Below are 22,792 nucleotides of genomic sequence, written 5' to 3' on the forward strand. Positions count from 1 at the left end.
GTGCTGCGCCGGCAGACTGGCCCTTACCCAGGGCCCTGCCGGAGTAAAAGGAATTCTTGCGCGGCAGTCTGGAATGCGTTCCGGCGCGCCTTGGTACAAGCCTTGCTGTCATCTACCCATGACGGTTTGACGATGGAGCCTGCCCCATGCCTGAAAAGACTGCCCCGGGATCCTTGCCGGTACCCGCCAACTACATGAATGCGCAAAGCGCGATGATCGGCCTGCGCGGCCGCGACCTGTTCTCCACCCTGCGCACCCTGGCGTTCCAGGGCCTGCGCCAGCCGGTGCACAGCACGCGCCACCTGTTCGCCTTCGGCAAACAGCTGGGCCGGGTGATGCTCGGTGACACCCCGCACCAGCCCAACCCGCAGGACGCCCGCTTCAGCGACCCGACCTGGCGCCTCAACCCCTTCTACAAACGCAGCCTGCAGGCCTACCTGGCCTGGCAGAAGCAGCTCAAGGCGTGGATCGACGAGAGCGACCTGTCGCCGGACGACCGCACCCGTGCGCACTTCCTGTTCGCCCTGCTCAACGACGCCATCGCCCCCTCCAACAGCCTGCTCAACCCGCAGGCGCTCAAGGAACTGTTCAATACCGGCGGCAGCAGCGTACTGCGTGGCGCCCGTCACCTGTTCGACGACCTGCTGCACAACAGCGGGCTGCCCAGTCAGGTCAACAAGCAGGCCTTCGAGGTCGGCCGCAACCTGGCCACCGCCGCCGGTGCCGTGGTGTTCCGCAGCGAGATGCTGGAACTGATCCACTACAAGCCGATGAGCGAAAAGCAGTACGCCACCCCGCTGCTGATCGTGCCGCCGCAGATCAACAAGTTCTACATCTTCGACCTCAGCCCGGAGAAGAGCTTCATCCAGTACTGCCTGAAGAACGACCTGCAGACCTTCGTCATCAGCTGGCGCAACCCGGATGCGCGGCATCGCGAGTGGGGCCTGTCGAGCTACGTGCAGGCCCTCGAGGAAGCCATCGACGTGTGCCGCGCCATCACCGGCAGCAAGGAGGTCAACCTGATGGGCGCCTGCGCCGGCGGCCTGACCATCGCCGCCCTGCAGGGGCATCTGCAGGCCAAGAAGCAGCTGCGCAAGGTCGGCTGCGCCACCTACCTGGTCAGCCTGCTGGACAGCCAGGTGGACAGCCCGGCGATGCTGTTCGCCGATGAGCAGACCCTCGAGTCGGCCAAGCGCCGCTCCTACCAGAGCGGTGTACTGGACGGCCGCGACATGGCCAAGGTGTTCGCCTGGATGCGCCCCAACGACCTGATCTGGAACTACTGGGTCAACAACTACCTGCTCGGCAAGGAACCGCCGGCCTTCGACATCCTCTACTGGAACAACGACAACACCCGCCTGCCGGCCGCCCTGCACGGCGACCTGCTCGACCTGTTCAAGCACAACCCGCTGACCCGCGCCGGGGCCATGGAGATCTGCGGCACGCCGATCGACCTGAGCAAGGTCACCCTCGACAGCTTCAGCGTGGCCGGGATCAACGACCACATCACCCCCTGGGACTCGGTGTACCGCTCGGCCCTGCTGCTGGGCGGCGATAGCCGCTTCGTGCTGTCCAACAGCGGGCATATCCAGAGCATCCTCAACCCACCGGGCAACCCCAAGGCCACCTACCTGGACAACGGCAAGCTCAGCGGCGATCACCGCGCCTGGTACTACGACGCGAAGAAACAGGAAGGCAGCTGGTGGCCCGAATGGCTGGCCTGGATCCAGCAGCGCTCCGGCGAGCGCCGCGAGACCGTGCTGAGCATCGGCAACAGCAAGTACCCGGCCATGGAGGCGGCGCCCGGCACCTATGTGCACGTCCGCTGAAGATCAACGAAAACGACTGGCCGGGGCGCGCCCGGCCGGTTATGGTCGGAGCTCCCGCGGCCACAGAACACTCATGGAATGAAGACTCGCGATCGCATTCTCGAATGCGCCCTGAACCTGTTCAACCGGGAGGGCGAACCGAATGTCTCGACCCTCGAAATCGCCAATGAAATGGGCATCAGCCCGGGCAACCTGTACTACCACTTCCACGGCAAGGAACCGCTGATCCTCGAGCTGTTCGAGCGTTTCCAGAACGACCTGGCGCCGCTGCTCGATCCGCCTCTGGATGTCGAACTGGGCGCCGAGGATTACTGGCTGTTCCTGCACCTGATCGTCGAGCGCCTGGCGCAGTACCGCTTCCTCTTCCAAGACCTGTCCAACCTGGCCGGGCGCCTGCCCAAGCTGGGCCGCGGCATCCGCCAGTGGCTCAACCAGCTCAAGCGCACCCTGGCCACCCTGCTGGCCCGGCTCAAGGCCGAAGGGCAACTGCAGAGCGAAACCCAGTCGCTTGGCCAGCTGGTCGAGCAGATCACCCTGACCCTGCTGTTCTCCCTCGACTACCAGCGCATCGTCGGTGCTGATGGTGAAGTGCGCCTGGTGGTCTACCAGATCATGATGCTGGTCGCCCCCCACCTCACCCCGGGCTCACGCCACGCCGCCGAGCAGCTGGCGCAGCGCTACCTGGAGGCCTGAAACGCAAACGCCCGGCACTGGGCCGGGCGTTTGTGGTGCCGAGTCGAAACTCAGGACGGGGTGGCTGGCGTCGCCGGAGCAGCGGCCGGAGCCGGAGCAGCAGGCGCGGCTGCCGGGGCAGCAGCGACCGGCTTGGCGGCAACCGGCTTGGCGGCGGCTTTCGGTGCGGACGGCTTCTTCGCCACGGCCGGCTTGGCCGCCGGTTTCGCGGCAGGCTTGGCAGCGGCCTTGGCAACCGGCTTGGCGGCCGGTTTGGCCGCTGGCTTGACGGCAGCTTTGGCGACCGGCTTGGCGGCAGCCTTGACCGCCGGTTTAGCAGCAGGCTTGGCGACCGACTTCACCGAGACACCGGTGAGTTTCTCGATCTGCTTGGTCAGGGTGTCGACCTTGGCCTGCAGCGCCTTCACTTCGTTGCGGCTCGGCACGCCGAGGCGGGAGATCGCACTGTTCAGACGCTTGTCGAAAGCCTCTTCCAGCTCGTTCCACTTGCCCAGGGCCTTGTCCTTGACTTCGTCGACTTTCGACTTGGCCGTGTCAACAGTCGAACCGACGGTGGTCTTCACCGCGCCCAGCTGCTTGTCGACTTCGGTCTTGGCTTGCTTCTCGGCTTTCTCGCCATCCTTGACCAGACCGTCGAACAGCTTGGTGCCGTCCTTGCTGACCTTGGAATAGGCGCCGAGACCGGCCAGCCAGATCTGCCGCGAATACTTCTCGACTTCGCCGATCCAGGAACTGGTTTCCTTCTTCGCCGCTGGCTTCTTAGCTGCCGGTTTTGCAGCGGTAGTTTTTTTAACAGCCATCCTGCTCTCCTTATTGGGTACGCGCGACACGTTCAAGCAATGCATTCAACTCGTCCAGCTTAGCAGAGAGTGCCTCAACATCCTGCTTGGACGGAATACCCAGACGATTCAGGGCGCTGGCAACGCGGCTGTCGAAGGCTTTCTCGACCTTGTCGAGCTGCACTTCGACCTTTTCCTTCACGCCGAACACGCTGCTCTTGACGCTTTCCAGCTGGCTGCTGATCTGGCTGTTGGCCGCGTCGACCTGCTCGGTCACCAGCTTCTTGCCCTGCTTCTCGACGCCTTCACCGGCCTTGACCAGCTCCTTGAAGTAGCCAGCGCCTTCCTGGCCGGCCTTGACGTAGGCACCCAGGCCTGCCAGCCAGACCTTGTGGGCATAGGCCTTCACGTCGGTCAGCACGGTGGCTTTGCTTTCGACTTCGACAGCGACTTTCTTCTTAACGGCGGCTTTAGTGGCCATGGGGCACCTCACGCTCAAGTGATGGAAGGTTGGTCCTTTCGCAGGACTTGAGCTCAAGGTAGGGGGAAAAATTAGAAATCACATACTAGGTGGTGAAATAGCTGCGCCAGGTCAGCCTTCACGCCTGCAGGTGCTTGTCCAGGGTGTCTTCGATTTCACGCTTGATGGTGCCGCCCAGGGCCGACAACAGCAGGCCGAGGTTGAGCTTGACCCGCACCTGGTCGGCGCTGACCTCGATGCTGCCGTCGGCACCGCTGCGCTTGAACTCCAGGGTGTCGCCGGCCCAGCGGTATTTCACGTCGTATTCGCGCGCCAGGCGCTCGGCGAGCATCTCGGCCTTTTCGCGAGCGGCTTCGCGGCCGAGGGAATGGGAACGTTCGACGGTGATACGGGCCATGCACAACTCCGACAGCGACCTGGTGTCGCACGACTATACCGCGCCGCCTGGCGCCAAGACAAAGGCCGGCCACGGGTTTAGAATGGCCGCCACTTTGATTCCGGTGACCGCGACATGAACGACCCGCGCAAGGCCCACGACAGCGAACCGACCACCCACTTCGGCTTTCAGGACGTCCCGGAAAGCCAGAAGGCCGAGAAGGTCGCCGAGGTATTCCACTCGGTAGCCGCCAAATACGACCTGATGAACGACGTGCTGTCCGGCGGCATGCACCGCCTGTGGAAGCGCTTCACCATCGAGCTGTCCGGCGTGCGCCCGGGCAATCGCGTGCTGGATATCGCCGGCGGCACCGGCGACCTGGCGCGCAAGTTCTCCAGCCTGGTCGGCCCGACCGGCGAAGTGGTGCTGGCCGACATCAACGAGTCGATGCTCAGAGTCGGCCGTGACCGCCTGCTCGACAAGGGCGTGGCCGGCAACGTGGTGTTCGTCCAGGCCGACGCGGAAAAGCTGCCGTTCCCGGACAACCACTTCGACGTGGTCACCATCGCCTTCGGCCTGCGCAACGTCACCCACAAGGAAGACGCCCTGCGCTCCATGCTGCGCGTGCTCAAGCCGGGCGGCCGCCTGCTGGTGCTGGAGTTCTCCAAGCCTTCCAGCCCGCTGCTGGCCAAGGCCTACGACGCCTACTCGTTCGCCTTCATGCCGCTAGCCGGCAAGCTGATCACCAACGACGCCGACAGCTACCGCTACCTGGCCGAGTCGATCCGCATGCACCCGGATCAGGACACCCTCAAGGCAATGATGGTCGAGGCCGGCTTCGAGCGCGTCACCTACCACAACATGACCGGCGGCATCGTCGCCCTGCACCGCGGCATCAAGCCCTGATGCTGCTGACCGGGCTGCTGGCCGGCGTCGAACACGGCCTCAACCGCGTGCTGGCCATGGACAGCACCGCGCTACCGCGCCTGGCCCGGCTGGACGGCAAGGTCATCGCCATCGACTGCCAGAGCCCGGCCCTGCAACTGTTCCTCCTGCCCAGCGGCGAGGGCCTACAGCTGGCCAGCCAGTGGAGCAGTGCCGACTGCACCCTGCGCGCCCCGGCGGCCAGTCTGCTGCGCCTGGCCCTGGCCCGGGACAAGACCGGCGTGCTGCACCGCCCGGAAGTCGAGCTGGAGGGCGACAGCGCCGCCCTGCTGGAGCTGACCAACATCCTCCAGGACCTCGAACTGGACTGGGAATACGAGCTGTCGCGCTGGCTCGGCCCGGTCGGCAGCCAGCTGCTCGGCGGCCACCTGCGCAGCCGGGCGAGCTGGGCCGGCAACAGCCTGGACAGCCTGCGCCACAACCTCGCCGACTACCTCAGCGAAGAATCGCGCCACCTGGTCGGCCAGCGCGAGGCCGACGCGCGTTTCGCCGAACTCGACCACCTCAAGCTCGCCCTCGACCGCCTCGACGCGCGGATCGAGCACCTCGCCCGCAAGGTAAAACCCTCCGAATGAAGCTGCTTGCCGCCCGCCGCCTGCTGCGCATCCTGCGCGTGGTGATTCGCTACCGCCTCGACGACCAGCTGCTGCACCTGCCGCTGCCCACCTGGATGCGCGTGCTGCGCTTCGCCCTGCCCTGGCGCTGGCTGCCGCGCCGCCCCTCGCCACTGAGCCGTGGCGAGGCCCTGCGCCTGGCCCTGGAGGACCTCGGGCCGATCTTCATCAAGTTCGGCCAGTTGCTCTCCACCCGCCGCGACCTGCTGCCGCCGGACATGGCCGACGAGCTGGCCAAGCTGCAGGACCAGGTGCCGCCCTTCCCCGCCGCCGAGTCGGTGGCACGCATCGAAGAACAGCTCGGCGCCAAGGTCGGTGAAGTCTTCGCCCGCTTCGAAGTCGAACCGCTGGCCTCCGCCTCGGTGGCCCAGGTGCATGCCGCGCAGCTGAAAAGCGGCGAGGAAGTGGTGGTCAAGGTGATCCGCCCGGGGCTCAAGCCGATCATCCGCTCCGACCTGGCCTGGCTGTACCTCGCCGCGCGCCTCGCCGAGAAGGCCTCCGCCGATGCCCGCCGCCTGCGTCCGGTGGAAGTGGTCAGCGACTACGAGAAGACCATCTACGACGAGCTCGACCTGCTGCGCGAGGCGGCCAACGCCAGTCAGCTGCGGCGCAATTTCGACGGTTCGGATCAGCTCTACGTACCGCAGGTGTACTGGGACTGGTGCCGGCCGAAAGTGCTGGTGATGGAGCGCATCTACGGCGTGCCGGTGACCGACCTGGCCACCCTGGCCGACCAGCGCACCAACATGAAACTGCTGGCCGAACGCGGCGTGGAAATCTTCTTCACCCAGGTGTTCCGCGACAGCTTCTTTCATGCCGACATGCACCCCGGCAACATCTTCGTCAGCACCCGCACACCGTGGAGCCCGCAGTACATCGCGATCGACTGCGGCATCGTCGGCAGCCTCACCCCCGAGGACCAGGACTACCTGGCGCGCAACCTGATCGCCTTCTTCAAGCGCGACTACCGCCGCGTGGCGCAGCTGCACATCGACTCCGGCTGGGTGCCGGCGGAGACCAAGGTGAATGATTTCGAGGCGGCGATCCGCACCGTGTGCGAGCCGATCTTCGAGAAGCCGCTGAAGGACATCTCCTTCGGTCAGTTGCTGCTGCGCCTGTTCCAGACCGCGCGCCGGTTCAACATGGAAGTGCAGCCGCAGCTGGTGCTGCTGCAGAAGACCCTGCTGAATATCGAAGGCCTGGGTCGCCAGCTGTACCCGGAGCTGGACCTGTGGAGCACCGCGCAGCCCTTCCTCGAACGCTGGATGCGCGAACGCATCAGCCCGCTGCACCTGCTGCGCAACCTGCAGCAGCAGGCCGAGCAGGTGCCGCACCTGTCGCAGATGGCCCGCGACACCCTGGAGCGCCTCAACCAGCAACCCGCTGCCACGCCCGTCACTGCCGCGCCGGCGCACGCCTGGCCGCTGCGCCTGGTCGGCGCGGCGCTGATCGTCGGCGGCGTCAGCCAGGGCCTGAGCCTGGCCGTCGCCAGCTGGGCCGCCTGGCTCAGTCTGAGCGCCGGCCTGCTGCTGATCCTGCGCCGATAGCCAGTGCCGGCCACGGCTGGCACACTAACCGAGCGCCAATTGTGTGCAGCGCCTGCACCAGCAGCGCTCAGCATTTACCGGCTGCGCCCAGCGCAGCATGAGACAAGCCCGCACGGGCGGAATAGCGATGACTGACTGGCTCGACGAAATCACCTGGAACGAAGACGGCCTGGTCCCGGCCATCGCCCAGGACCACAAGACCGGCCGCGTGCTGATGATGGCCTGGATGAACCGCGAGGCCCTGGCCCTCACCGCCGCCGAGCAGCGCGCCATCTACTGGTCACGTTCGCGTGGCAAGCTGTGGCGCAAGGGCGAGGAGTCCGGCCATGTGCAGAAGCTCCACGAACTGCGCCTGGACTGCGACGCCGACGTGATCATCCTGATGGTCGAACAGCTCGGCGGGATTGCCTGCCATACCGGGCGCGAAAGTTGCTTCTACCGGGTGTGGGAGAATGGCGCGTGGCACACCGTCGATCCGGTCCTGAAAGACCCGCACGCCATCTACCATACGGAACACAAGCATGACTGACACCCTCACCCGCCTGGCCGAGGTGCTGGAGGCGCGCAAAGGCGCGGCGCCGGACAGTTCCTACGTGGCCAGCCTGTATCACAAGGGCCTCAACAAGATTCTGGAGAAGGTCGGCGAAGAGTCGATCGAAACCATTCTTGCGGCCAAGGACGCGGCCATCAACGGCGATTGCAGCGACCTGATCTACGAAACCGCGGACCTCTGGTTCCACAGCCTGGTCATGCTCGCCGCCCTCGGCCAGCACCCGCAGGCCGTGCTGGACGAGCTGGACCGGCGTTTCGGCCTGTCCGGGCACGTCGAAAAAGCGGCGCGCCCCACATCCGACTGATCATTTGCGAGGACTGAGTACATGGGCATTTTCGACTGGAAACACTGGGTCGTCATTCTGATCGTGGTGGTGCTGGTGTTCGGTACCAAGCGCCTGAAGAACCTCGGCTCCGACCTGGGCGAGACCATCAAGGGCTTCCGCAAGGCGATGAACACCGAGGAGGGCGACAAGCCCGCCGAGCCGCAGCCGCAACAACCGGCGCCGGCCGCCGGCGAGCAGCTGCACAAGCCGCAGACCATAGACGCCCAGGCCCAGCGGGTCGAAGAGCCGGCGCGCAAGGACTGATCCCAGGCCATGTTCGATATCGGCTTCTCCGAACTGCTGCTGGTCGGCCTGGTCGCGCTGATCGTCTTCGGCCCCGAGCGCCTGCCCGGGGCCGCGCGCACCGCCGGCCTGTGGATCGGCCGGCTGAAGCGCAGCTTCGGCGCGATCAAGGCCGAAGTGGAGCGCGAGATCGGCGCCGACGAGATCCGCCGCCAGCTGCATAACGAGCAGATCCTGCAGATGGAGCGCGAGCTCAAGCAGTCGATCCTGCCGCCCGCCAGCGCCCCCGCCGACGCAGCGAGCGGCGAGCCGCCTGCCGCGACCGGCAGCGCCGAAGCCGCGCCGAGCCCCGTCGGCAGCGCCCCCGTCCCGCCTTCGGAGCCTTCGCGCCTGCCATGAGTCAAAGCCAAACCGAACCGGATGCCGAGATGCCCCTGGTGGCGCATCTGACTGAGCTGCGCTCGCGCCTGCTGCGCTGCGTGATCGCGATCTTCGTGGTGTTCGCCGGGCTGTTCTACTTCGCCCAGGACATCTACACCATCGTCTCGGCACCGCTGCGCGCCTACCTGCCGGAAGGGGCGACGATGATCGCCACCGGCGTCGCCTCGCCGTTCCTCACCCCGTTCAAGCTGACCGCCTGGTGCGCGCTGTTCCTCGCTATCCCGATCATCCTGCATCAGGTCTGGGGTTTCATCGCGCCGGGGCTGTACAAGCACGAGAAGCGCATCGCCATGCCCCTGCTGGTCTCCAGCATCCTGCTGTTCTACGGCGGCATGGCCTTCGCCTACTTCCTGGTATTCCCGCTGATCTTCCACTTCTTCGCCAGCGTGACCCCGGAAGGGGTGGCGATGATGACCGACATCAACGAGTACCTGGACTTCGTCCTCACCCTGTTCTTCGCCTTCGGCGTGGCCTTCGAGATCCCGGTGGCGACCTTCCTGGTGATCTGGGTCGGCGTGGTCGACATCGCCACCCTGAAGAAGAGCCGTCCCTACGTGATCGTCGGCTGCTTCGTGGTCGGCATGATCCTCACCCCGCCGGACATCTTCTCGCAGACCCTGCTGGCCGTGCCGATGTGGATGCTGTTCGAGGTCGGCCTGCTGTTCGGCGGCCTGGTGCGCAAGCGCAGCGAACATGAGCCGGACGACGACTCCGGCGACCAGCCGCCCGCGCCGCTGCCGTGAACCTGCTGCTGCTGGAAGACGCCGACTTCGTCGCGGCGGATCGCGTCGTCCTCGCCGGGCGGCGCCTCAAGCACCTGCAGGAAGTGCACCGCGCCGCCGTCGGCGACAGTCTGCGGGTCGGCCGCCTCGGCGGCCTGATGGGCAGCGGCACCCTGCTGGAACTGAGCGAACAACACGCCACCCTGCAGCTCAGCCTGGACCTGCCACCGCCGGCCAAGCTGCCACTGACCCTGCTGCTGGCCCTGCCGCGGCCGAAGATGCTCAAGCGCGTGCTGCAGACGGTCAGCGCCATGGGCGTGCCACGGCTGATCCTGCTCAACAGCTACCGGGTGGAAAAGAGCTTCTGGCAGACCCCTTTTCTCGAACCAGAAGCGCTGCGCGAGCAACTGATCCTCGGCCTGGAACAGGCGCGCGATACCGTGCTGCCCGAGGTGATCATCGAGAAACGTTTCAAGCCCTTCGTCGAAGACCAGCTGCCGGGCATTGCCGCCGGCAGTCTCGGCCTGGTCGGCCATCCCGGCGACTTCCCGGCCTGCCCGCGCGCGGTCGAGCAGCCGGTGACCCTGGCCATCGGCCCGGAAGGCGGCTGGATTCCCTACGAAGTCGACAAGCTGCGCGAAGCCGGCCTGCAGCCGGTGCAGCTGGGCGAACGCATCCTGCGGGTGGAAACGGCGGTGCCGGCGCTGCTGGCGCGGTTGTTCTGAAAGGTTCAGCGTTGTTCTGAAACAACTGCAGGCTTAGGCTGGAACGACGCCAGCCTCGCAGGAATCCTGCCATGCGCCCCCTGACCATCGATCTCGATCGTTTGGCCGCCGCCTTCGTTTGCGAGCAAGGTGACTTTCGCCTCGACCTGCTCAGCGGCAGGATCCTCGACATCCCGCCCGCCGGCACCGATCCGCAGATCGAACAGCTGCTGGAAGAGGAGCCTGAACGGCTGCTGGCGGTGGACTGCCTGGCCCAGGCAGATATCCTCGCGCTGATGGCCGAGTTCCTCCCGGAAGTCGAGCAACCGGCCGCCTACACCGCCCTGCAGGCCGCCCTGGACAGTCGCAAGCCGCTGCGCAGCTTCCACAACGCCCTCAACCAGTTTCCCGGCGTGCGCGCCGCCTGGCAGGCCTTCGAGGCCGAACGCCTGCGCGAGCTGGCGCTGGACTGGCTGGCGGAGAATCAGCTGGAGCTGCGTCTGTAGGGTGCGCCGTGCGCAACAGCAGGCCCGTACCACAGCCCGGTGCGCACGGCGCACCCTAGGGTCATGTTCGGCGGAGTGCATAGCCCGGATGCAATCCGGGCCAAGGCATTGCTCAGCTTTCCAGCAGGAAGGTCACCGGCCCGTCGTTGACCAGGTGCACCTGCATGTCGGCGCCGAAACGCCCGGTGGCGACCTGCGGGTGTTGCTGGCGGGCCAGCTCGACCAGCTGCTCGAACAGCTCGGCGCCCAGCGCCGGCGAAGCCGCGCTGGAGAAGCTCGGGCGCAGCCCGCTCTTGGTGTCGGCGGCCAGGGTGAACTGCGAGACCAGCAGCAAACCGCCCTGCACATCCTTGAGCGACAGATTCATCCTGCCCTCGGCATCGCCGAACACCCGGTAATTGAGCAGCTTGTGCAGCAGCTTGGCGACGCTGGCTGGGTTGTCCTGCGGCTCGACGCCGACCAGCGCCAGCAGGCCCTGGTCGATGGCGCCGACGATCTCCCCGGCCACTTCGACGCGCGCCCCGCGCACGCGCTGGATCAGCGCCTTCATGCTTCTTCGAGCGGCAGGTCGAGCAGGCGCCGGGCCATCTGGTCGGCGGCGCGCACCAGGGCATCGGTGATGCCGACTTCGGCGGCGGCATGGCCGGCATCGCGGATGATCTGCAGCTCGCTGTTGGGCCAGGCCTGGTGCAGCGCCCAGGCGTTGTCCAGCGGGCAGATCAGGTCGTAGCGGCCATGCACTATCACCCCCGGCAGGTGGGCGATCTTGGGCATGTCGCGCAGCAGCTGGTCGGGGGCGAGGAAGGCGTTGTTGACGAAGTAGTGGCACTCGATGCGGGCGATCGACAGGGCGCGGTGCGGCTCGCTGAAGCGCTCGACCACCTGCGGGTTGGGGCGCAGGGTGGCGGTGCGCCCCTCCCAGGTCGACCAGGCCTTGGCCGCATGCATCTGGGCGATCTGGTCGGGGCCGGTGAGGCGATTGTAGAAGGCCTGCATCAGGTCGCCGCGCTCCTCCTGCGGGATCGGCGCCAGGTAGTCCTCCCAGTAGTCCGGGAACAGGCGGCTGGCGCCTTCCTGGTAGAACCAGTGGAAGTCCTGCGGGCGGCACAGGAAGATGCCGCGCAGGATCAGCCCGTGCACCCGCTCCGGATGGGCCTGGGCGTAGGCCAGCGCCAGGGTCGAGCCCCAGGAACCGCCGAACAGCACCCACTGCTCGATGCCGAGGTGCTCGCGGATGCGCTCCATGTCGGCCACCAGTTCCTGGGTGGTGTTGTTCTCCAGGCTGGCGTGCGGGGTGGAGCGGCCGCAGCCGCGCTGGTCGAAGGTGACGATGCGGTACAGGTTGGGGTCGAAGTAGCGGCGGCTGGCCGCATCGCAGCCGGCCCCCGGCCCGCCGTGGATGAACACCACCGGCAGGCCGTCCGGAGAGCCGCTTTCGTCCACGTAGAGGACGTGCGGCTCCTGCACCGCCAGCTCGTGGCGGGCAAAGGGTTTAATCTCCGGATACAAAGTCTGCATGCTGCACTCCCGAATCTGTGCGAAAGAGACTGCCCGGCAGCGGCATCTGTGCCGTCCATCCCGTGCAGGCTCGGAGGTCCCTTTTGATCAGGCGCCAATCGTCTACCGTGCCGGCCATCATAACCATGAAAGCGGAGTTGAGCATGCCCAGCAGGCTATTTGCCTTGTCTTTCCTCGTCCTCCTCGGTCTCCTCGGCGGCTGCACCCGGAGCGACCCGCAGGCCGCGCTGGAGGCGGCCGTGCAGCAGCTGCAGGACAACCTGGAGGCGAAAGACAGCAGCGCCGTGCTGGAGCAACTGCACCCGCAGTTCGGCGCCCAGCAGCAATACGACCGGGCCTGGGCCCAACGCACCATGGCCCTGCTGTTCCTGCGCCACAAGCAGGTCAGGGTGCTGGCCCTGAGCCAGAGCAGCCGCATCGATTCGACCTACGACAGCAAGGGCCACACCGAGGCGCAAGTCGCCCTGACCGGCGCCGAGGGCCTGGTTCCAGACAGCGCCCGGCATTACAGGGTCAGGTTGGAATGGTGGCTGGAAGGCGGCGAGTGGCAGCTGGCGCGGCTCGAGTGGGAGTAGGCACGACATCCCATAGGGTGAGCCGCACGCACCACAGGCCGCTGCTGCGCGTGGCGCCCGCTGGGGTCGTGAACCGGCGCTGATTACGGCTCGATCTTGGCATCCGCCACACGCCAGATCAGCGCGCTGGTGTCATAGCCACGCGCTTGGGCCTGCTCCAGCAGCTCGGCGCGGGTTTCCAGGGAAATCTCGGCCTCGCGCGACAACAGCCAGAGGTACTCGCGATTGGGATTGCCGACCAGCGCGGTGCGGTAGTCGTCATCCAGGTACAGCACCCAGTAGTCACCCTTGGCCACGCCGGGGAACAGGCGGCTGAACCAGTTATCGAAACGGACCCACAGCTTGTCGGTCTGCCCGGCCACCTGCGGGGTCGCCTGGCCCTGGGCTTCGATCCACTCGCCGTCGAGGGTGCGACAGCGGTTGCGCACGCCAACCGCACCATCGGCCTGCAGCCGGTAGTGCGCCTCGGACTGCGCACAGTTGCGCTGGAAGAACATCGGCAGGCGCGCCTGCTCGTACCAGGTGCCCTGGTAGCGTTGCAGGTCCACCGTTCCGGCGGTCTGCGGCGCCTGGCCGGTTGCGCCCGGGCCGGCACAACCGGCCAGGCCCAGCAGCAAGGCCGGCAGCAGCAGGTGGCAGAGTAAGCGCGGCATCACTTCAGGCCCTGGCCGGAAAACATCATCACCTTGTCGCCGGCGTACTGCACGCTGATGAAGGTTTTCTCGTCACCCCAGGTGCAGCTGGTGATGCCGATGGCACCGGAGCACTCGGCCGGGCTGCCGAGCAGGCTTTCCACCTCGGCCTTGGGCATGCCGGCCTTGAGCTTGGCGTAGTTTTCCTGGTTGACCTTGCTGCAGGCAGCGAGCAGGACACAGGCGGACAGCACGACGAGGGTACGCAGCGACATGAAGCAACTCCAGAGGGAAGGATGACAGGGCAAGAGCTTGGCACATGCGCGGCTCTTCTGCGGCGATTGGACGTCAGAAGCGTGAGCCGGGTTCCGCCAGGAAGCTCAGTTCGGCGGCCGTCGAGGGGCGGCCGAGCAACGCATTGCGATGGGGAAAGCGGCCGAAGCGGGCGATCACCTGCTGGTGGCGCACGGCATAGTCGAAGTAACCGGCGAACAGCTGGCGCTCGGCAGCCGGCGCCTGCTGGCGCAGGGCAGCGAACCGTTCGACGGCCAGGTTCTGCGTGGCCAGGTCCTCGGCATGCTCCAGCACCAGATAGACGAACACCTGGCGAATCGCCGGCAGCTGCTGCTCCAGCCCCTGCGCCAGCCCCCAGCGCACCAGTTGCTGGGCGCGGGCATCGCCAGCAAAGGCCTGCGGCGTCGCGCGATGGATCATCCGCGGCAGCTGGTCGAGCAGCAGAAGCAGGGCCAGCCAGCCCTCGACCTGCGCGGCCCAATCCTGCAGCCCGCCGGCCAGGGCCTGGGCACTCAGTTCGCCGAAACGCTCACGCGCCTCGGCATCCTGGCTGGCCTGGTAGCCGAACCACAGCTTGCCGCGCTGGGCCGCCACCGCGCTGGCAGTTTCGCCGTCACCGAACCACCAATCGAGCAGGGGCTGCCAGGCAGGCACGAGTCAGCCCTTGTGGTAGGCCGTGACGCGCTCGACTTCTTCCTTGGAACCGAGGAACACCGCCACGCGCTGGTGCAGGGACTCCGGCTGGATGTCGAGAATGCGCTGGCTGCCGTTGGTGGCAACGCCGCCGGCCTGCTCGATCAGCATCGACATCGGGTTGGCTTCGTACATCAGGCGCAGCTTGCCCGGCATCGAAGGATCGCGGGCGTCGCGCGGGTACATGAACAGGCCGCCACGAGTGAGGATGCGGTGTACGTCGGCGACCATCGAGGCGATCCAGCGCATGTTGTAGTTCTTGCCCAGCGGGCCTTCCTTGCCGGCCAGCAGCTCGGAGACGTAGCGCTGCACCGGGGCTTCCCAGTGACGCTGGTTGGACATGTTGATGGCGAATTCGGCGGTGCTTTCCGGCACGCGGATGTTCTCGTGGGTGAGCACGAAGCTGCCCATCTCGCGGTCCAGGGTGAAACCCATCACGCCATCGCCGAGGGTCAGCATCAGCATGGTCTGCGGGCCGTAGATGGCGTAACCGGCCGCGACCTGCTCGGTACCCGGCTGGAGGAAGGCCTCTTCGCCGAGGTCGCCACTTTCGCCATTGCGATCCGGGCAACGCAGCACGGAGAAGATGGTGCCGACCGAGACGTTGACGTCGATGTTGCTGGAGCCGTCGAGCGGGTCGAACACCAGCAGGTAGGCGCCTTTCGGGTATTTGCCGGGGATCTGGTAGGCGTTGTCCATTTCTTCGGACGCCATGCCGGCCAGGTGGCCGCCCCATTCGTTGGCTTCGAGGAGGATCTCGTTGGAGATCACGTCGAGTTTCTTCTGCACCTCACCCTGCACGTTCTCGGTGCCCATGCTGCCGAGCACGCCGCCGAGGGCGCCCTTGGACACGGCATGGCTGATTTCCTTGCACGCGCGCGCGACGACTTCGATGAGGAAACGCAGATCGGCCGGGGTGTTGTGGCTGCGGGTCTGTTCGATCAGATAGCGGCTGAGGGTGACGCGCGACATGGGAGAGGCTCCGGGAGGGAAGTCAAAATCGCGCGCAGTTTAACCGGTCGGAGGCGGCGGCGTCTCACCGCCGCCCGACCGTTCGTTACAAATCCCAGGACAGGGACAGATTGATCCCCTGCTGGTCGTCGTCATCGCTGTTGCGATAGGTGTAGCTACCGCGCAGCGCCAGGCCTTCGACCAGCTGGTGGCTGACGCCCAGGGTGGCACGGGTGGTCTTGTCGGTCGGCACGTAGCCTTCCAGGGTGTACTCGATGCCCGGCAGGCTGTTCAGCGACATGCTGACTTCGCTGACGTCGTCCTCGTACTCGCGCTCCAGCGCTACTTCACCGAACAGGCGGGTCTGCTGGCTGAGGTCGAACAGGCCCTGCAGACCCACGCCCAGACGCTTGGAGTCGCGTTCCTGGTCGTCGTAGCTGAGCGCCGTGGAGAGCTGGCCGTCTTCCCCATAGCCATCGACTTCGACCCGCGCGTAGTCGGCGCTGACGAAGGGGCTCAGGTGCCACTGGCTGTCCGCGCTCGGGGCGATGTCATAGCCGAGCCGGCCGGTGAAGGCCCACAGAGTCCCCTCGGTGTCGCCCTTCTCGGCGCGGGTGGCCGAGCCCAGGTCGAACTGGCGCTTGAGGTCGTCGTAGTCCAGGTAGCCGGCACTGGCTGCCAGCTCGCCCCACCAACGGTTCTGCTGATACTGGGCAAAGGCGGTGCCCAGGTAGCTGTTCAGGTCGTAGTCGGAGTCGGCGTCACCGGCTTCCAGACTCTGCTCGTAGAAGCCGGCGGCCAGGCCGACCCGCCAGGCCTCGGTAAGGCGATAGCTGCCACCGAAGTTGAGGTTGTAGCCATTGCCATCGGCAGAACTGTCGTAGACGTCGTAGTCGAGGCGCTGGCCACCGGCACTGGTGAAGGCACGCCACTGGCCGACCGCCTGCCAGGCTTCCCAGTCGGCCTGCCATTGGGCGCGCAGCTGGTCCTGGTGCGAGCGCAGGTTGCCATGGGCCATTTCCGGCAGCAGGGTGATTTCCCAGGGTGCCGCCAGCAACGAGTAGGCGTAGTCGGCGAAGAGTATCTGCCCCGCGATCGTTGGGTGCACGCCATCGTCGAACAGCAGCCGAGTTGGGTCCGGCGTGCTGCCATTAATCCCGTAGACCGGGTTGGGAACGGCGCAATCATCGAAGCAGCTGGCCACCAGATCCTGATCGGCGGCCAAGCCATAACGACCCGGGTCTTGCAGAACCTCGTGCACCAGCAGCGGCACATTGAGCGGGATAATCTCCGCATCGATTGCCTGCAACTGGCTGACCAGCTCCTGGTTGAAATCGCTCACCAGCCCGGAAATGGTGCCGGGCAGAGAGGGGATGAAGCCGCCCAAGTTGGTCGCAAACGGCGTGCGCCCCACGTCCGGCAGCAGCGACACCATGATGTAGCGCGCACCCGCCCCCTCCAGCGCCCGGACCCCATCGGCCAGCCGCGTTGCCGCCTGCTGGGCCTGCAACGTCGCCACATCCGCTGGCGCAAGAGGGTTGATCAGCCCGTCGAGAAAGTCGTTACCACCGCCATTCACATAGAACAGGGTATTGGCATCCACCCGCCGACCACTGCTGGCCAGCTCCGCCAGATACCCGGGACGCTGGCGCAAGTTGGTGCCATCCTCCAGCTCAACGACCGAGCCCTCGCCAGTGCCGACAATGGAATCGGTGATCTGCGACGTGGTGTTGCCCCCCACCGCGTAGTTGCTGCCATCCGGCAGACCCAGCGACTGATTAACCGGGGAAGTGGAGCCGCTCATGCTGCCCAGCCCCAGCTTGCCATTCAGGATCTGGGTGGCATTGAGGCCGAACGACTCGCCGCTGCCGGGCTGGTAGGTGGGCCCGGTACGGTTGGTGAAGCGGACGGTCGAGCCGGACGGACCGTCCGGGTCGGCAAACTGCCCGGCGTCGCTGAGGCTGTCGCCAAACACCACCAGGGTCGAATAGGGGGATGCATGCAGGGAGAACGAGGTACTGGCCAGCAGGCAAGCCGCCGCCAATGGAGTCAGAACGCGCTTCATCGGAATGTCCTTATGATTGTTATTAGACCGCGTGGCACCGCGCGACTCTAGCGTGATTCGAATCTCAATTCACCAGGGCACCCGCAAAAAAACACAAAGGCCGCCAATCGAAGGGGTTGGCCACCTGATACGGGCTATTGACCGCCAGTTGCCGGTTTACGCAACAGGCTGAAGGCCATCCCACCCAGCAGGGCGACCCCGGCCAGCAGCACCGCCCACAACCCCATGCGTTTCCAGTCGGCCTGGCTCCGCGCCTGCTGCGCCACCGCCTCGACGGCGGCCGGCACGCTCTGCGGCGCCGTGGCCAGGCCGAGGCTGGCCAACCGCGCCGGCTCGTAGCCGGGAATCAGCGTGCCGAGCGGCAAGGCCGCCGACTGCGCACCCGGCCTGCCGATGGCCAGCTGGTAAGGCGCCGAACCGCGGGCGAGGAACACCACCTGGGTGCTGCGCAGCGCCACCTGCAGGCGCGGCGCATCCGGGCCCAGGCCACCGCCGCGCTCGTCGACCCGCAGGCGCAGTTGCTGGATCGGCGTGCCGTGCAGCTCGATCTCGTCCTGGCGCACTTCCCGGCCATCCTGCGGCAGGCGATAGAGCAGGCCGTGCGCCAGCGGTTGCCACTCCAGCTTGCCGTCGCGGCGGCTGGCCAGGCTGACCGGGGCCAGGGTATTGGCCTGCGGCAGGCTGAAGCGCACGCGCTGCAGCGGTAGCGACAACGGCAACGTCCAGCTGTACTCGCCCGGCCTGTCGCTCTGCGCCGCCAGCGGCGCCGACCAGGCCAGCGCTGGCGCCTGCTCGCTGCTGCTGATACTGATCAGGTTGGCCGCCAGCAGCGTCGGTGCCTGCTGCGGCGCCTGCCAGAGCAGGCGCAGGTAGCGCGCCTTGCGTCCGGGCAGCTCGACCTCGCGCTGGTCGATGCGCTCATTGGCGAAGCTTAGGCGGGCGATGCTGCCCTCGCCCCAGCTGCTCCAGTGCTGCAGATCGTCACTGGCCTCAATGGAGAAACGCTGGAAGCCTTCGCTGTCGCTGCTCCAGTCCAGCTGCAGGCGATGCAGCGGCAGGTCCACGGCGCTGGCGTCGAGCAGCCAGCCGCGGCGCACCTGGGTAGCGCTGCCCGCCGCCTCCGGCGCCACCTCGACCAGGGTGCCGCTGGTGCTGCGCTGCACGCGGATGGCCGGCGCACCCGGCGCCGCAACTTCGCCCAGCAGCGGGAACCACTTCACCGCCGCCTGCTGGCGCTGCTCGCTGGACTGCCCATCGCCCAGGGTCAGGGCGTAAGCCAGGGCCTCGCCCTCGGCATTGAACACCCGCAGATCGCGCAGGTCGGCATGCCGGGCGGCAAAGTGCAGGGCCAGCGGCAGTTCCAGGCGATACCAGGGGCCCTCACCGGAGAGCGTCAGAGGCACGCGGGTGGCGTAGTCCTGCGCCTGCTCCTTGGCCACGGCCCAGGGGGCCAGCAACAACGCCGCCAGCAGCGGACCACAGATCGACAACTTGTTCATGCTTTCACCTGTACGGACTCACCATCCGCCTTGCGCGGCGGCAACGGCGCGAAATAGCCGACGACCAGCAGCAACACGCCGACGCCGATAAAGGACACGATGCGCTCCAGGCCACCGCGGTTGCCCAGCTCGACGAAGAACAGCTTGGCCACCACCACGCCGATCAGCGCGGCCCCCACCAGCCACAGCTCGCGCCGCCCACGCAGGTGGCCGACGATCATCAGCGGCAGGGCGATCAGGGTCCAGACGATGGACAGCCCGGCCTGCACCAGCATCGAGTCGAGCAGCGGCTGCGGCGCATAAGGCACTCCGCCCCAATGGTGGGCGGCGCGGAATACCGTGGCGGTGAACAGGGCGAACAGCGAAATCCCGGCCACCAGCTGCGCCGCGCGCTCCACCCGGGGCGCCGCGACGCCCAGTTGCGGCAGGCCGCTGCGCAACCACTGGTACACCCCGAGCAGGGCGAACAGCAGGCCCAGTTCCAGTGGGTTGAGCAGCGGCACATAGGGCAGCGGCTCGGCGCCGCCGTCGCTGGCCAGATTGGCCAGCCAGAACCAGCCGAGCAGCAGCGCGGCCAGCGGCGCGGCAGCCCACACCCGGTATTCGCGTGGATAAGTCGCCACCGGCCACGGCCACTGCCGCGGCGCCGCCATCGCAAGGAGGAAGGCACTCGGCAACAGCGCCCAGCCCAACCAGCGCCAGGCGTTGTACTGTTCGGACAGCAGCATCAGCAGGTAACGCAGCTCCAGCGCCAACACCGCGAGGATCAGCCAGCAGCCCAGCACATGGGCGGCACTCAGGGCGCCACTCGGCAACAGGCCGGCCAGGCGGCGCAGCGCGAGCAGGTGCACGGCACACAGCAGCCCCCAGGCCAGCCAGCCGAAATCCGCCGCCGGGTGATAGCTGCGCTCGCCGACATGCAGCAGGATCACCCCGGCCACCGGCACCAGCAGCGTGCACAGCAGGGCCAGGGCCCGCCAGCGCAGGCGCGCCGCCAGCCAGGTCCACAGCGCCACGCTCAGCGCCGCCGCCAGCAACAGCAGCGAGCCCTGCAGCCCGGGGGCGACGAAGCGCACGATCTCCGCCGCCAGGGCCAGCGCCCACCAGCCAGCGCCCCAGACCAGCAGCAGTTGCGCCAGCCGCTGCAGGCTCAGGCTGCCCAGTGCGCCGGCCTGTTGGCGCAGCAGCACATGGCGCAGGCGCCAGGCGCCGATCTGCGCGGCGAGGGCCAGCACCAGCGGCGTCCAAAAGCCGGCATGGGCCAGCGGACGCAATCCTGCGCTGGGCAGCTGGCCGAGCAACAACGGGCTGGCGGCGAGGAAGGCGATGCCGCCGACCGCCTGCAGCAGTAGGCCGAAGAAGAAGCTGGCGCGCAGCTGCAGGCGCAGACTGAGCCAGACGATCAGCAGGCCGCTGCCCGCCCACACCGCGCTGGCGCTGGGCCAGGGCAGGACGAACAGCACCGCCAGGTTGATGAACAGCAGGCCGACCAGCAGCACCAGCGACAGGCCGCGCAGCAGGCGCCGATCGCCGCTGACCAGCTTGTCGCGCGCCGCAATCAGCATGCCGGCCACCAGTGCCAGGCCGATCAGCGAACAGACCAGCAGGCCGCGCCAGCCGGAACCGAGCACGCCGGCCTGGCCGGACTCGGCGCCCTGCAACTGGCCGAGGAACACCAGGCCGCCGAGCAGCTGCACGGCGAAGGCGCCGAACAGGAAGGTGCGCGACTGCAGACGCAGGCCGCCCCACAAGGTCGCCAATCCGGCCAGGGCCCAGCTGATCGCGGTACCCTCGGCGGCAAAACACAGCGGCGCGATCAGATAGAGAAACAGCAAACCGCCCACCGCCAGCACCGGCAGGCCGCGGCGCTCCCAGGCCTTGCTGGCCTCCAGCGGCGCCTGGCGCAGCTGCCAGAAGCTGAACAGCAGCGCCGCGCCGAGCATCAGCGCGCCCAGCGGCGCACCGTCCAGCAGGGTGGCGGCGCCGATATCCAGCCCGCCGAGGAAGGCCAGCGCCGCCCCCGCCTGCAACAACAGGGCGAAGGCACGCGCCAGCGGCCGTTGCTGGCGCAGGCCGAGCCAGAAGATCCCGGCGCCCTCCACCGCCCAGGCCGCCGACGTCCAGCGCGCATCCAGGCCCAGGGGAATGGCCAGGGTGGCGAAGACCACGCCGAGGGCCAGGCAGGTCTCCGCCAGCAGCAGGGTGCGCCCCGGCGCGCGGCCGTTGAACACCCGGGCCAGCAGCAGGTAGAACAGGCCCAGGCCCAGGGCGCTGAAGGCCGTGGCGAACTCGATATGCCGCACCAGCGCGTACTGCAGGCCGAAGCCGATCAGCGGCGTGCCGAACAGCACGCTGCTGTCGACATAGTCGGCCTTGCCCCGCGCCCAGCGCAGCAGCTCGCCACGTCCCTGCGGCGCCGCCGGCGCCTCGCGCAGCTTGCGCCGGGCGAACAGCAGGCCGATGGCCACGTACATCAGGAAGAACAGGATCAGGAACGGCTCGGTGCTCCCCAGCAATTGCGGCTGGTACGAACGCAGGCCCCAGGCGAAGCCGATGCCGAAGGTGCCGAGGAAGCCGACCAGGTTGAGCAGGCGCCAGGCCTTGAACCAGGCAATGGCGAAGATGCCGCCGTTGAGCAGGATGAAGTAGGAGAACAGCGCCACATGGTTGCCGCTGCCGGTGGACGTCAGGATCGGCGCGGCGAAGCCGCCCAGCGCCGCGGCCACCGCCAGCCCCCGGGCATTCTGCAGCACCGCCAGGATCGCCGAAAACAGCGTGACCAGCACCAGCAGGCCGAGGGCCAGCTTGGGCTCCAGCAGCGGGTGCAGGCGCATCGCCGCGAAGGTGGTCAGGTACAGCACGGCGACGCCGGTGCCCTGCAGGATCAGGCCGTAGTTGCCGACCCGCTCGCGCAGCCACCAGCCCAGCCCGAGCAAGGCCATGGCGCTGGCCGCGACGCCGGCGTAGCGCATCTCGACCGGCACCACCATGCCTTCGGTGGCATAGCGCAGGAGGAAGGCCAGGCCGAGGAACAGCAGCACCACGCCGACCCGCAGCACGGTATTGCCGCCCAGCAGCCAGGCCTGGGCCAGGTCGATGGCACGCTCGATGGGCGAAGGTTCGCGCGGCGTGGGCGCCACCCGTTCGGCCGGGCGGGCCGGCTGGAGCGGTTCGGCCCGCCAGCTGGCCGCGGGTTCGCGGGGCGGCTCGGGCAGGGCATCCAGCTCCGGCAGCTCGAAGACCAGCTCGCCAGCCGGCTCGGCCCGGGTCGGTTCGGCGACCACCGCAGGCGCCGGGGCGAGTTCCGCCACGGGCGGAGTGACCACGGCCGGACCCTGCGCCTGCGGCGGCGCTTGCTCCGCCGTGGCCGGCGCCTCGAGCTTGAGCAGGCGCTCGTACATCGCCGTGGTGCCGCGTTCGAAGCGCTCGGCAAAGCCCTGCAGCTCCCGGCGCAAGGTGGCGTTATCCGCCTCCAGGCGGTGCAGGCGCAGGGCCTGGCCCACGGCTAGGCCGACCACCCCACCGAGCAGGGCGCTCGTCACCGACTCTCCGGCCAGCGCACCGAGCAGCAGACCGACCAGCATGAAAATCCATTGCATGCATTGATTCCCTGAGCAAAAACCATGGGCCACGGATGCCGGCCCCACAGCGGCAGTTCGAGTATATCGGCCAGCCGGGCCGACCTTATACAGACGAATGCAGCCCAACTCACAGGCACAGGCAAATTCCGGCGCCGGACAAATCGCAGGCAGAAAAAAGCCCCGCCGAGGCGAGGCTTGTTTCAGCGGTTCAACCGGCTCAGAACTG

At 67.3% G+C, this 22,792-nt stretch carries 25 protein-coding genes; 13 read left to right on the forward strand and 12 right to left on the reverse strand.

Annotated elements, in window-relative coordinates:
* Positions 1-146: 146 nt before the first annotated feature.
* Positions 147-1,829 (forward strand): class II poly(R)-hydroxyalkanoic acid synthase, encoded by a 1,683-nt coding sequence (gene phaC / locus F3I62_RS09685; RefSeq protein ID WP_160489436.1) that lies wholly within the window; start codon positions 147-149, stop codon positions 1,827-1,829.
* 78 nt (positions 1,830-1,907) lie between these two features.
* A complete protein-coding gene (locus tag F3I62_RS09690; protein ID WP_160489437.1) occupies positions 1,908-2,522 on the forward strand; it encodes a TetR/AcrR family transcriptional regulator in 615 nt (204 codons plus the stop codon).
* Between the two features lie 50 nt (positions 2,523-2,572).
* Here the strand turns inward: F3I62_RS09690 and F3I62_RS09695 are convergent, their stop codons facing one another.
* The 3 genes from F3I62_RS09695 to F3I62_RS09705 all read right to left on the reverse strand — a co-directional run bounded on the left by F3I62_RS09695 (position 2,573) and on the right by F3I62_RS09705 (position 4,179).
* Positions 2,573-3,322: a phasin family protein gene (locus tag F3I62_RS09695; RefSeq protein ID WP_160489438.1), complete on the reverse strand. Its 750-nt coding sequence runs from the start codon at positions 3,320-3,322 to the stop codon at positions 2,573-2,575.
* 10 nt (positions 3,323-3,332) lie between these two features.
* A complete protein-coding gene (locus tag F3I62_RS09700; RefSeq protein WP_160489439.1) occupies positions 3,333-3,782 on the reverse strand; it encodes a phasin family protein in 450 nt (149 codons plus the stop codon).
* A 118-nt stretch (positions 3,783-3,900) separates the two neighbouring features.
* Complete coding sequence (locus F3I62_RS09705; protein WP_160489440.1) at positions 3,901-4,179, reverse strand: polyhydroxyalkanoic acid system family protein; 279 nt, start codon at positions 4,177-4,179, stop codon at positions 3,901-3,903.
* Between the two features lie 114 nt (positions 4,180-4,293).
* On the opposite strand from F3I62_RS09705, the gene ubiE reads away from it, so the two are divergent.
* From ubiE to F3I62_RS09755, 10 genes are all read left to right on the forward strand, one after another.
* Positions 4,294-5,064 carry a bifunctional demethylmenaquinone methyltransferase/2-methoxy-6-polyprenyl-1,4-benzoquinol methylase UbiE gene (gene ubiE, locus F3I62_RS09710; protein ID WP_160489441.1) on the forward strand — a complete coding sequence of 257 codons (771 nt, stop codon included), beginning with the start codon at positions 4,294-4,296 and terminating at the stop codon, positions 5,062-5,064.
* Positions 5,064-5,678, forward strand: coding sequence for an SCP2 domain-containing protein (locus F3I62_RS09715; protein WP_160489442.1), 615 nt, complete (start codon positions 5,064-5,066; stop codon positions 5,676-5,678). The genes ubiE and F3I62_RS09715 overlap by 1 nt, the downstream gene beginning before the upstream one ends.
* Positions 5,675-7,264 carry a ubiquinone biosynthesis regulatory protein kinase UbiB gene (gene ubiB / locus F3I62_RS09720; RefSeq protein WP_160489443.1) on the forward strand — a complete coding sequence of 530 codons (1,590 nt, stop codon included), beginning with the start codon at positions 5,675-5,677 and terminating at the stop codon, positions 7,262-7,264. The genes F3I62_RS09715 and ubiB overlap by 4 nt, the downstream gene beginning before the upstream one ends.
* Positions 7,265-7,391: 127 nt before the next feature.
* Complete coding sequence (gene hisI / locus F3I62_RS09725) at positions 7,392-7,793, forward strand: phosphoribosyl-AMP cyclohydrolase (protein WP_160489444.1); 402 nt, start codon at positions 7,392-7,394, stop codon at positions 7,791-7,793.
* Positions 7,786-8,121, forward strand: a complete 336-nt coding sequence (locus F3I62_RS09730; protein ID WP_160489445.1) for a phosphoribosyl-ATP diphosphatase — start codon at positions 7,786-7,788, stop codon at positions 8,119-8,121. The genes hisI and F3I62_RS09730 overlap by 8 nt, the downstream gene beginning before the upstream one ends.
* 21 nt (positions 8,122-8,142) lie before the next feature.
* Complete coding sequence (locus F3I62_RS09735; protein WP_160489446.1) at positions 8,143-8,406, forward strand: twin-arginine translocase TatA/TatE family subunit; 264 nt, start codon at positions 8,143-8,145, stop codon at positions 8,404-8,406.
* 9 nt (positions 8,407-8,415) lie between these two features.
* Entirely contained in the window at positions 8,416-8,784 is a 369-nt protein-coding gene (tatB, locus tag F3I62_RS09740; protein WP_160489447.1) for a Sec-independent protein translocase protein TatB, read from the forward strand.
* Positions 8,781-9,569 (forward strand): twin-arginine translocase subunit TatC, encoded by a 789-nt coding sequence (tatC, locus tag F3I62_RS09745; protein WP_160489448.1) that lies wholly within the window; start codon positions 8,781-8,783, stop codon positions 9,567-9,569. The genes tatB and tatC overlap by 4 nt, the downstream gene beginning before the upstream one ends.
* Positions 9,566-10,273 (forward strand): 16S rRNA (uracil(1498)-N(3))-methyltransferase, encoded by a 708-nt coding sequence (locus F3I62_RS09750; RefSeq protein ID WP_160489449.1) that lies wholly within the window; start codon positions 9,566-9,568, stop codon positions 10,271-10,273. The genes tatC and F3I62_RS09750 overlap by 4 nt, the downstream gene beginning before the upstream one ends.
* A gap of 71 nt (positions 10,274-10,344) precedes the next feature.
* The gene (locus tag F3I62_RS09755) at positions 10,345-10,758 is read left to right on the forward strand and encodes a UPF0158 family protein (protein WP_160489450.1); all 414 of its coding nucleotides are present in this window, start codon (positions 10,345-10,347) and stop codon (positions 10,756-10,758) included.
* A 112-nt stretch (positions 10,759-10,870) separates the two neighbouring features.
* On the opposite strand, the gene dtd is transcribed toward F3I62_RS09755, so the two are convergent.
* Both dtd and pip read right to left on the reverse strand, forming a co-directional pair.
* Positions 10,871-11,308: a D-aminoacyl-tRNA deacylase gene (dtd, locus tag F3I62_RS09760; RefSeq protein ID WP_160489451.1), complete on the reverse strand. Its 438-nt coding sequence runs from the start codon at positions 11,306-11,308 to the stop codon at positions 10,871-10,873.
* Positions 11,305-12,276 carry a prolyl aminopeptidase gene (pip, locus tag F3I62_RS09765; protein ID WP_160489452.1) on the reverse strand — a complete coding sequence of 324 codons (972 nt, stop codon included), beginning with the start codon at positions 12,274-12,276 and terminating at the stop codon, positions 11,305-11,307. The genes dtd and pip overlap by 4 nt, the downstream gene beginning before the upstream one ends.
* Before the next feature lie 143 nt (positions 12,277-12,419).
* Between pip and F3I62_RS09770 the strand changes: the two genes are divergently transcribed.
* Positions 12,420-12,851, forward strand: coding sequence for a hypothetical protein (locus F3I62_RS09770; protein WP_160489453.1), 432 nt, complete (start codon positions 12,420-12,422; stop codon positions 12,849-12,851).
* Positions 12,852-12,934: 83 nt separating this feature from the next.
* Here the strand turns inward: F3I62_RS09770 and F3I62_RS09775 are convergent, their stop codons facing one another.
* From F3I62_RS09775 to F3I62_RS09805, 7 genes are all read right to left on the reverse strand, one after another.
* The gene (locus F3I62_RS09775; RefSeq protein ID WP_160489454.1) at positions 12,935-13,504 is read right to left on the reverse strand and encodes a lipocalin family protein; all 570 of its coding nucleotides are present in this window, start codon (positions 13,502-13,504) and stop codon (positions 12,935-12,937) included.
* Positions 13,504-13,758 (reverse strand): outer membrane protein assembly factor BamE, encoded by a 255-nt coding sequence (gene bamE, locus F3I62_RS09780; protein WP_160489455.1) that lies wholly within the window; start codon positions 13,756-13,758, stop codon positions 13,504-13,506. Before bamE ends, F3I62_RS09775 begins: the two co-directional genes overlap by 1 nt.
* A 73-nt stretch (positions 13,759-13,831) precedes the next feature.
* Complete coding sequence (locus F3I62_RS09785; protein ID WP_160489456.1) at positions 13,832-14,431, reverse strand: DUF924 family protein; 600 nt, start codon at positions 14,429-14,431, stop codon at positions 13,832-13,834.
* Positions 14,432-14,434: 3 nt separating this feature from the next.
* A complete protein-coding gene (locus F3I62_RS09790) occupies positions 14,435-15,442 on the reverse strand; it encodes a class 1 fructose-bisphosphatase (protein ID WP_160489457.1) in 1,008 nt (335 codons plus the stop codon).
* Positions 15,443-15,527: 85 nt separating this feature from the next.
* A complete protein-coding gene (gene estP / locus F3I62_RS09795) occupies positions 15,528-17,486 on the reverse strand; it encodes an esterase EstP (protein ID WP_160489458.1) in 1,959 nt (652 codons plus the stop codon).
* 134 nt (positions 17,487-17,620) lie between these two features.
* A complete protein-coding gene (locus F3I62_RS09800; protein ID WP_160489459.1) occupies positions 17,621-18,985 on the reverse strand; it encodes a DUF3999 domain-containing protein in 1,365 nt (454 codons plus the stop codon).
* Positions 18,982-22,584, reverse strand: coding sequence for a DUF2339 domain-containing protein (locus tag F3I62_RS09805; RefSeq protein WP_160489460.1), 3,603 nt, complete (start codon positions 22,582-22,584; stop codon positions 18,982-18,984). The genes F3I62_RS09800 and F3I62_RS09805 overlap by 4 nt, the downstream gene beginning before the upstream one ends.
* Positions 22,585-22,792 lie beyond the last annotated feature (208 nt).

The sequence above is a fragment of the Pseudomonas sp. R-28-1W-6 genome (genome assembly GCF_009799925.1).
Taxonomy (GTDB): Bacteria; Pseudomonadota; Gammaproteobacteria; order Pseudomonadales; family Pseudomonadaceae; genus Aquipseudomonas.

Excerpts from the sequence above, each read along its gene's own strand:
- ubiE (WP_160489441.1), top strand. The coding sequence starts at position 4,294 with ATGAACGACCCGCGCAAGGCCCACGACAGCGAACCGACCACCCACTTC.
- F3I62_RS09805 (WP_160489460.1), bottom strand. The coding sequence starts at position 22,584 with ATGCAATGGATTTTCATGCTGGTCGGTCTGCTGCTCGGTGCGCTGGCC.
- F3I62_RS09775 (WP_160489454.1), bottom strand. The coding sequence starts at position 13,504 with ATGCCGCGCTTACTCTGCCACCTGCTGCTGCCGGCCTTGCTGCTGGGC.
- tatB (WP_160489447.1), top strand. The coding sequence starts at position 8,416 with ATGTTCGATATCGGCTTCTCCGAACTGCTGCTGGTCGGCCTGGTCGCG.
- F3I62_RS09735 (WP_160489446.1), top strand. The coding sequence starts at position 8,143 with ATGGGCATTTTCGACTGGAAACACTGGGTCGTCATTCTGATCGTGGTG.
- pip (WP_160489452.1), bottom strand. The coding sequence starts at position 12,276 with ATGCAGACTTTGTATCCGGAGATTAAACCCTTTGCCCGCCACGAGCTG.
- F3I62_RS09695 (WP_160489438.1), bottom strand. The coding sequence starts at position 3,322 with ATGGCTGTTAAAAAAACTACCGCTGCAAAACCGGCAGCTAAGAAGCCA.
- hisI (WP_160489444.1), top strand. The coding sequence starts at position 7,392 with ATGACTGACTGGCTCGACGAAATCACCTGGAACGAAGACGGCCTGGTC.
- F3I62_RS09690 (WP_160489437.1), top strand. The coding sequence starts at position 1,908 with ATGAAGACTCGCGATCGCATTCTCGAATGCGCCCTGAACCTGTTCAAC.
- tatC (WP_160489448.1), top strand. The coding sequence starts at position 8,781 with ATGAGTCAAAGCCAAACCGAACCGGATGCCGAGATGCCCCTGGTGGCG.
- phaC (WP_160489436.1), top strand. The coding sequence starts at position 147 with ATGCCTGAAAAGACTGCCCCGGGATCCTTGCCGGTACCCGCCAACTAC.
- F3I62_RS09715 (WP_160489442.1), top strand. The coding sequence starts at position 5,064 with ATGCTGCTGACCGGGCTGCTGGCCGGCGTCGAACACGGCCTCAACCGC.
- F3I62_RS09700 (WP_160489439.1), bottom strand. The coding sequence starts at position 3,782 with ATGGCCACTAAAGCCGCCGTTAAGAAGAAAGTCGCTGTCGAAGTCGAA.
- ubiB (WP_160489443.1), top strand. The coding sequence starts at position 5,675 with ATGAAGCTGCTTGCCGCCCGCCGCCTGCTGCGCATCCTGCGCGTGGTG.
- F3I62_RS09755 (WP_160489450.1), top strand. The coding sequence starts at position 10,345 with ATGCGCCCCCTGACCATCGATCTCGATCGTTTGGCCGCCGCCTTCGTT.
- F3I62_RS09705 (WP_160489440.1), bottom strand. The coding sequence starts at position 4,179 with ATGGCCCGTATCACCGTCGAACGTTCCCATTCCCTCGGCCGCGAAGCC.
- bamE (WP_160489455.1), bottom strand. The coding sequence starts at position 13,758 with ATGTCGCTGCGTACCCTCGTCGTGCTGTCCGCCTGTGTCCTGCTCGCT.
- dtd (WP_160489451.1), bottom strand. The coding sequence starts at position 11,308 with ATGAAGGCGCTGATCCAGCGCGTGCGCGGGGCGCGCGTCGAAGTGGCC.
- estP (WP_160489458.1), bottom strand. The coding sequence starts at position 17,486 with ATGAAGCGCGTTCTGACTCCATTGGCGGCGGCTTGCCTGCTGGCCAGT.
- F3I62_RS09770 (WP_160489453.1), top strand. The coding sequence starts at position 12,420 with ATGCCCAGCAGGCTATTTGCCTTGTCTTTCCTCGTCCTCCTCGGTCTC.
- F3I62_RS09730 (WP_160489445.1), top strand. The coding sequence starts at position 7,786 with ATGACTGACACCCTCACCCGCCTGGCCGAGGTGCTGGAGGCGCGCAAA.
- F3I62_RS09790 (WP_160489457.1), bottom strand. The coding sequence starts at position 15,442 with ATGTCGCGCGTCACCCTCAGCCGCTATCTGATCGAACAGACCCGCAGC.
- F3I62_RS09800 (WP_160489459.1), bottom strand. The coding sequence starts at position 18,985 with ATGAACAAGTTGTCGATCTGTGGTCCGCTGCTGGCGGCGTTGTTGCTG.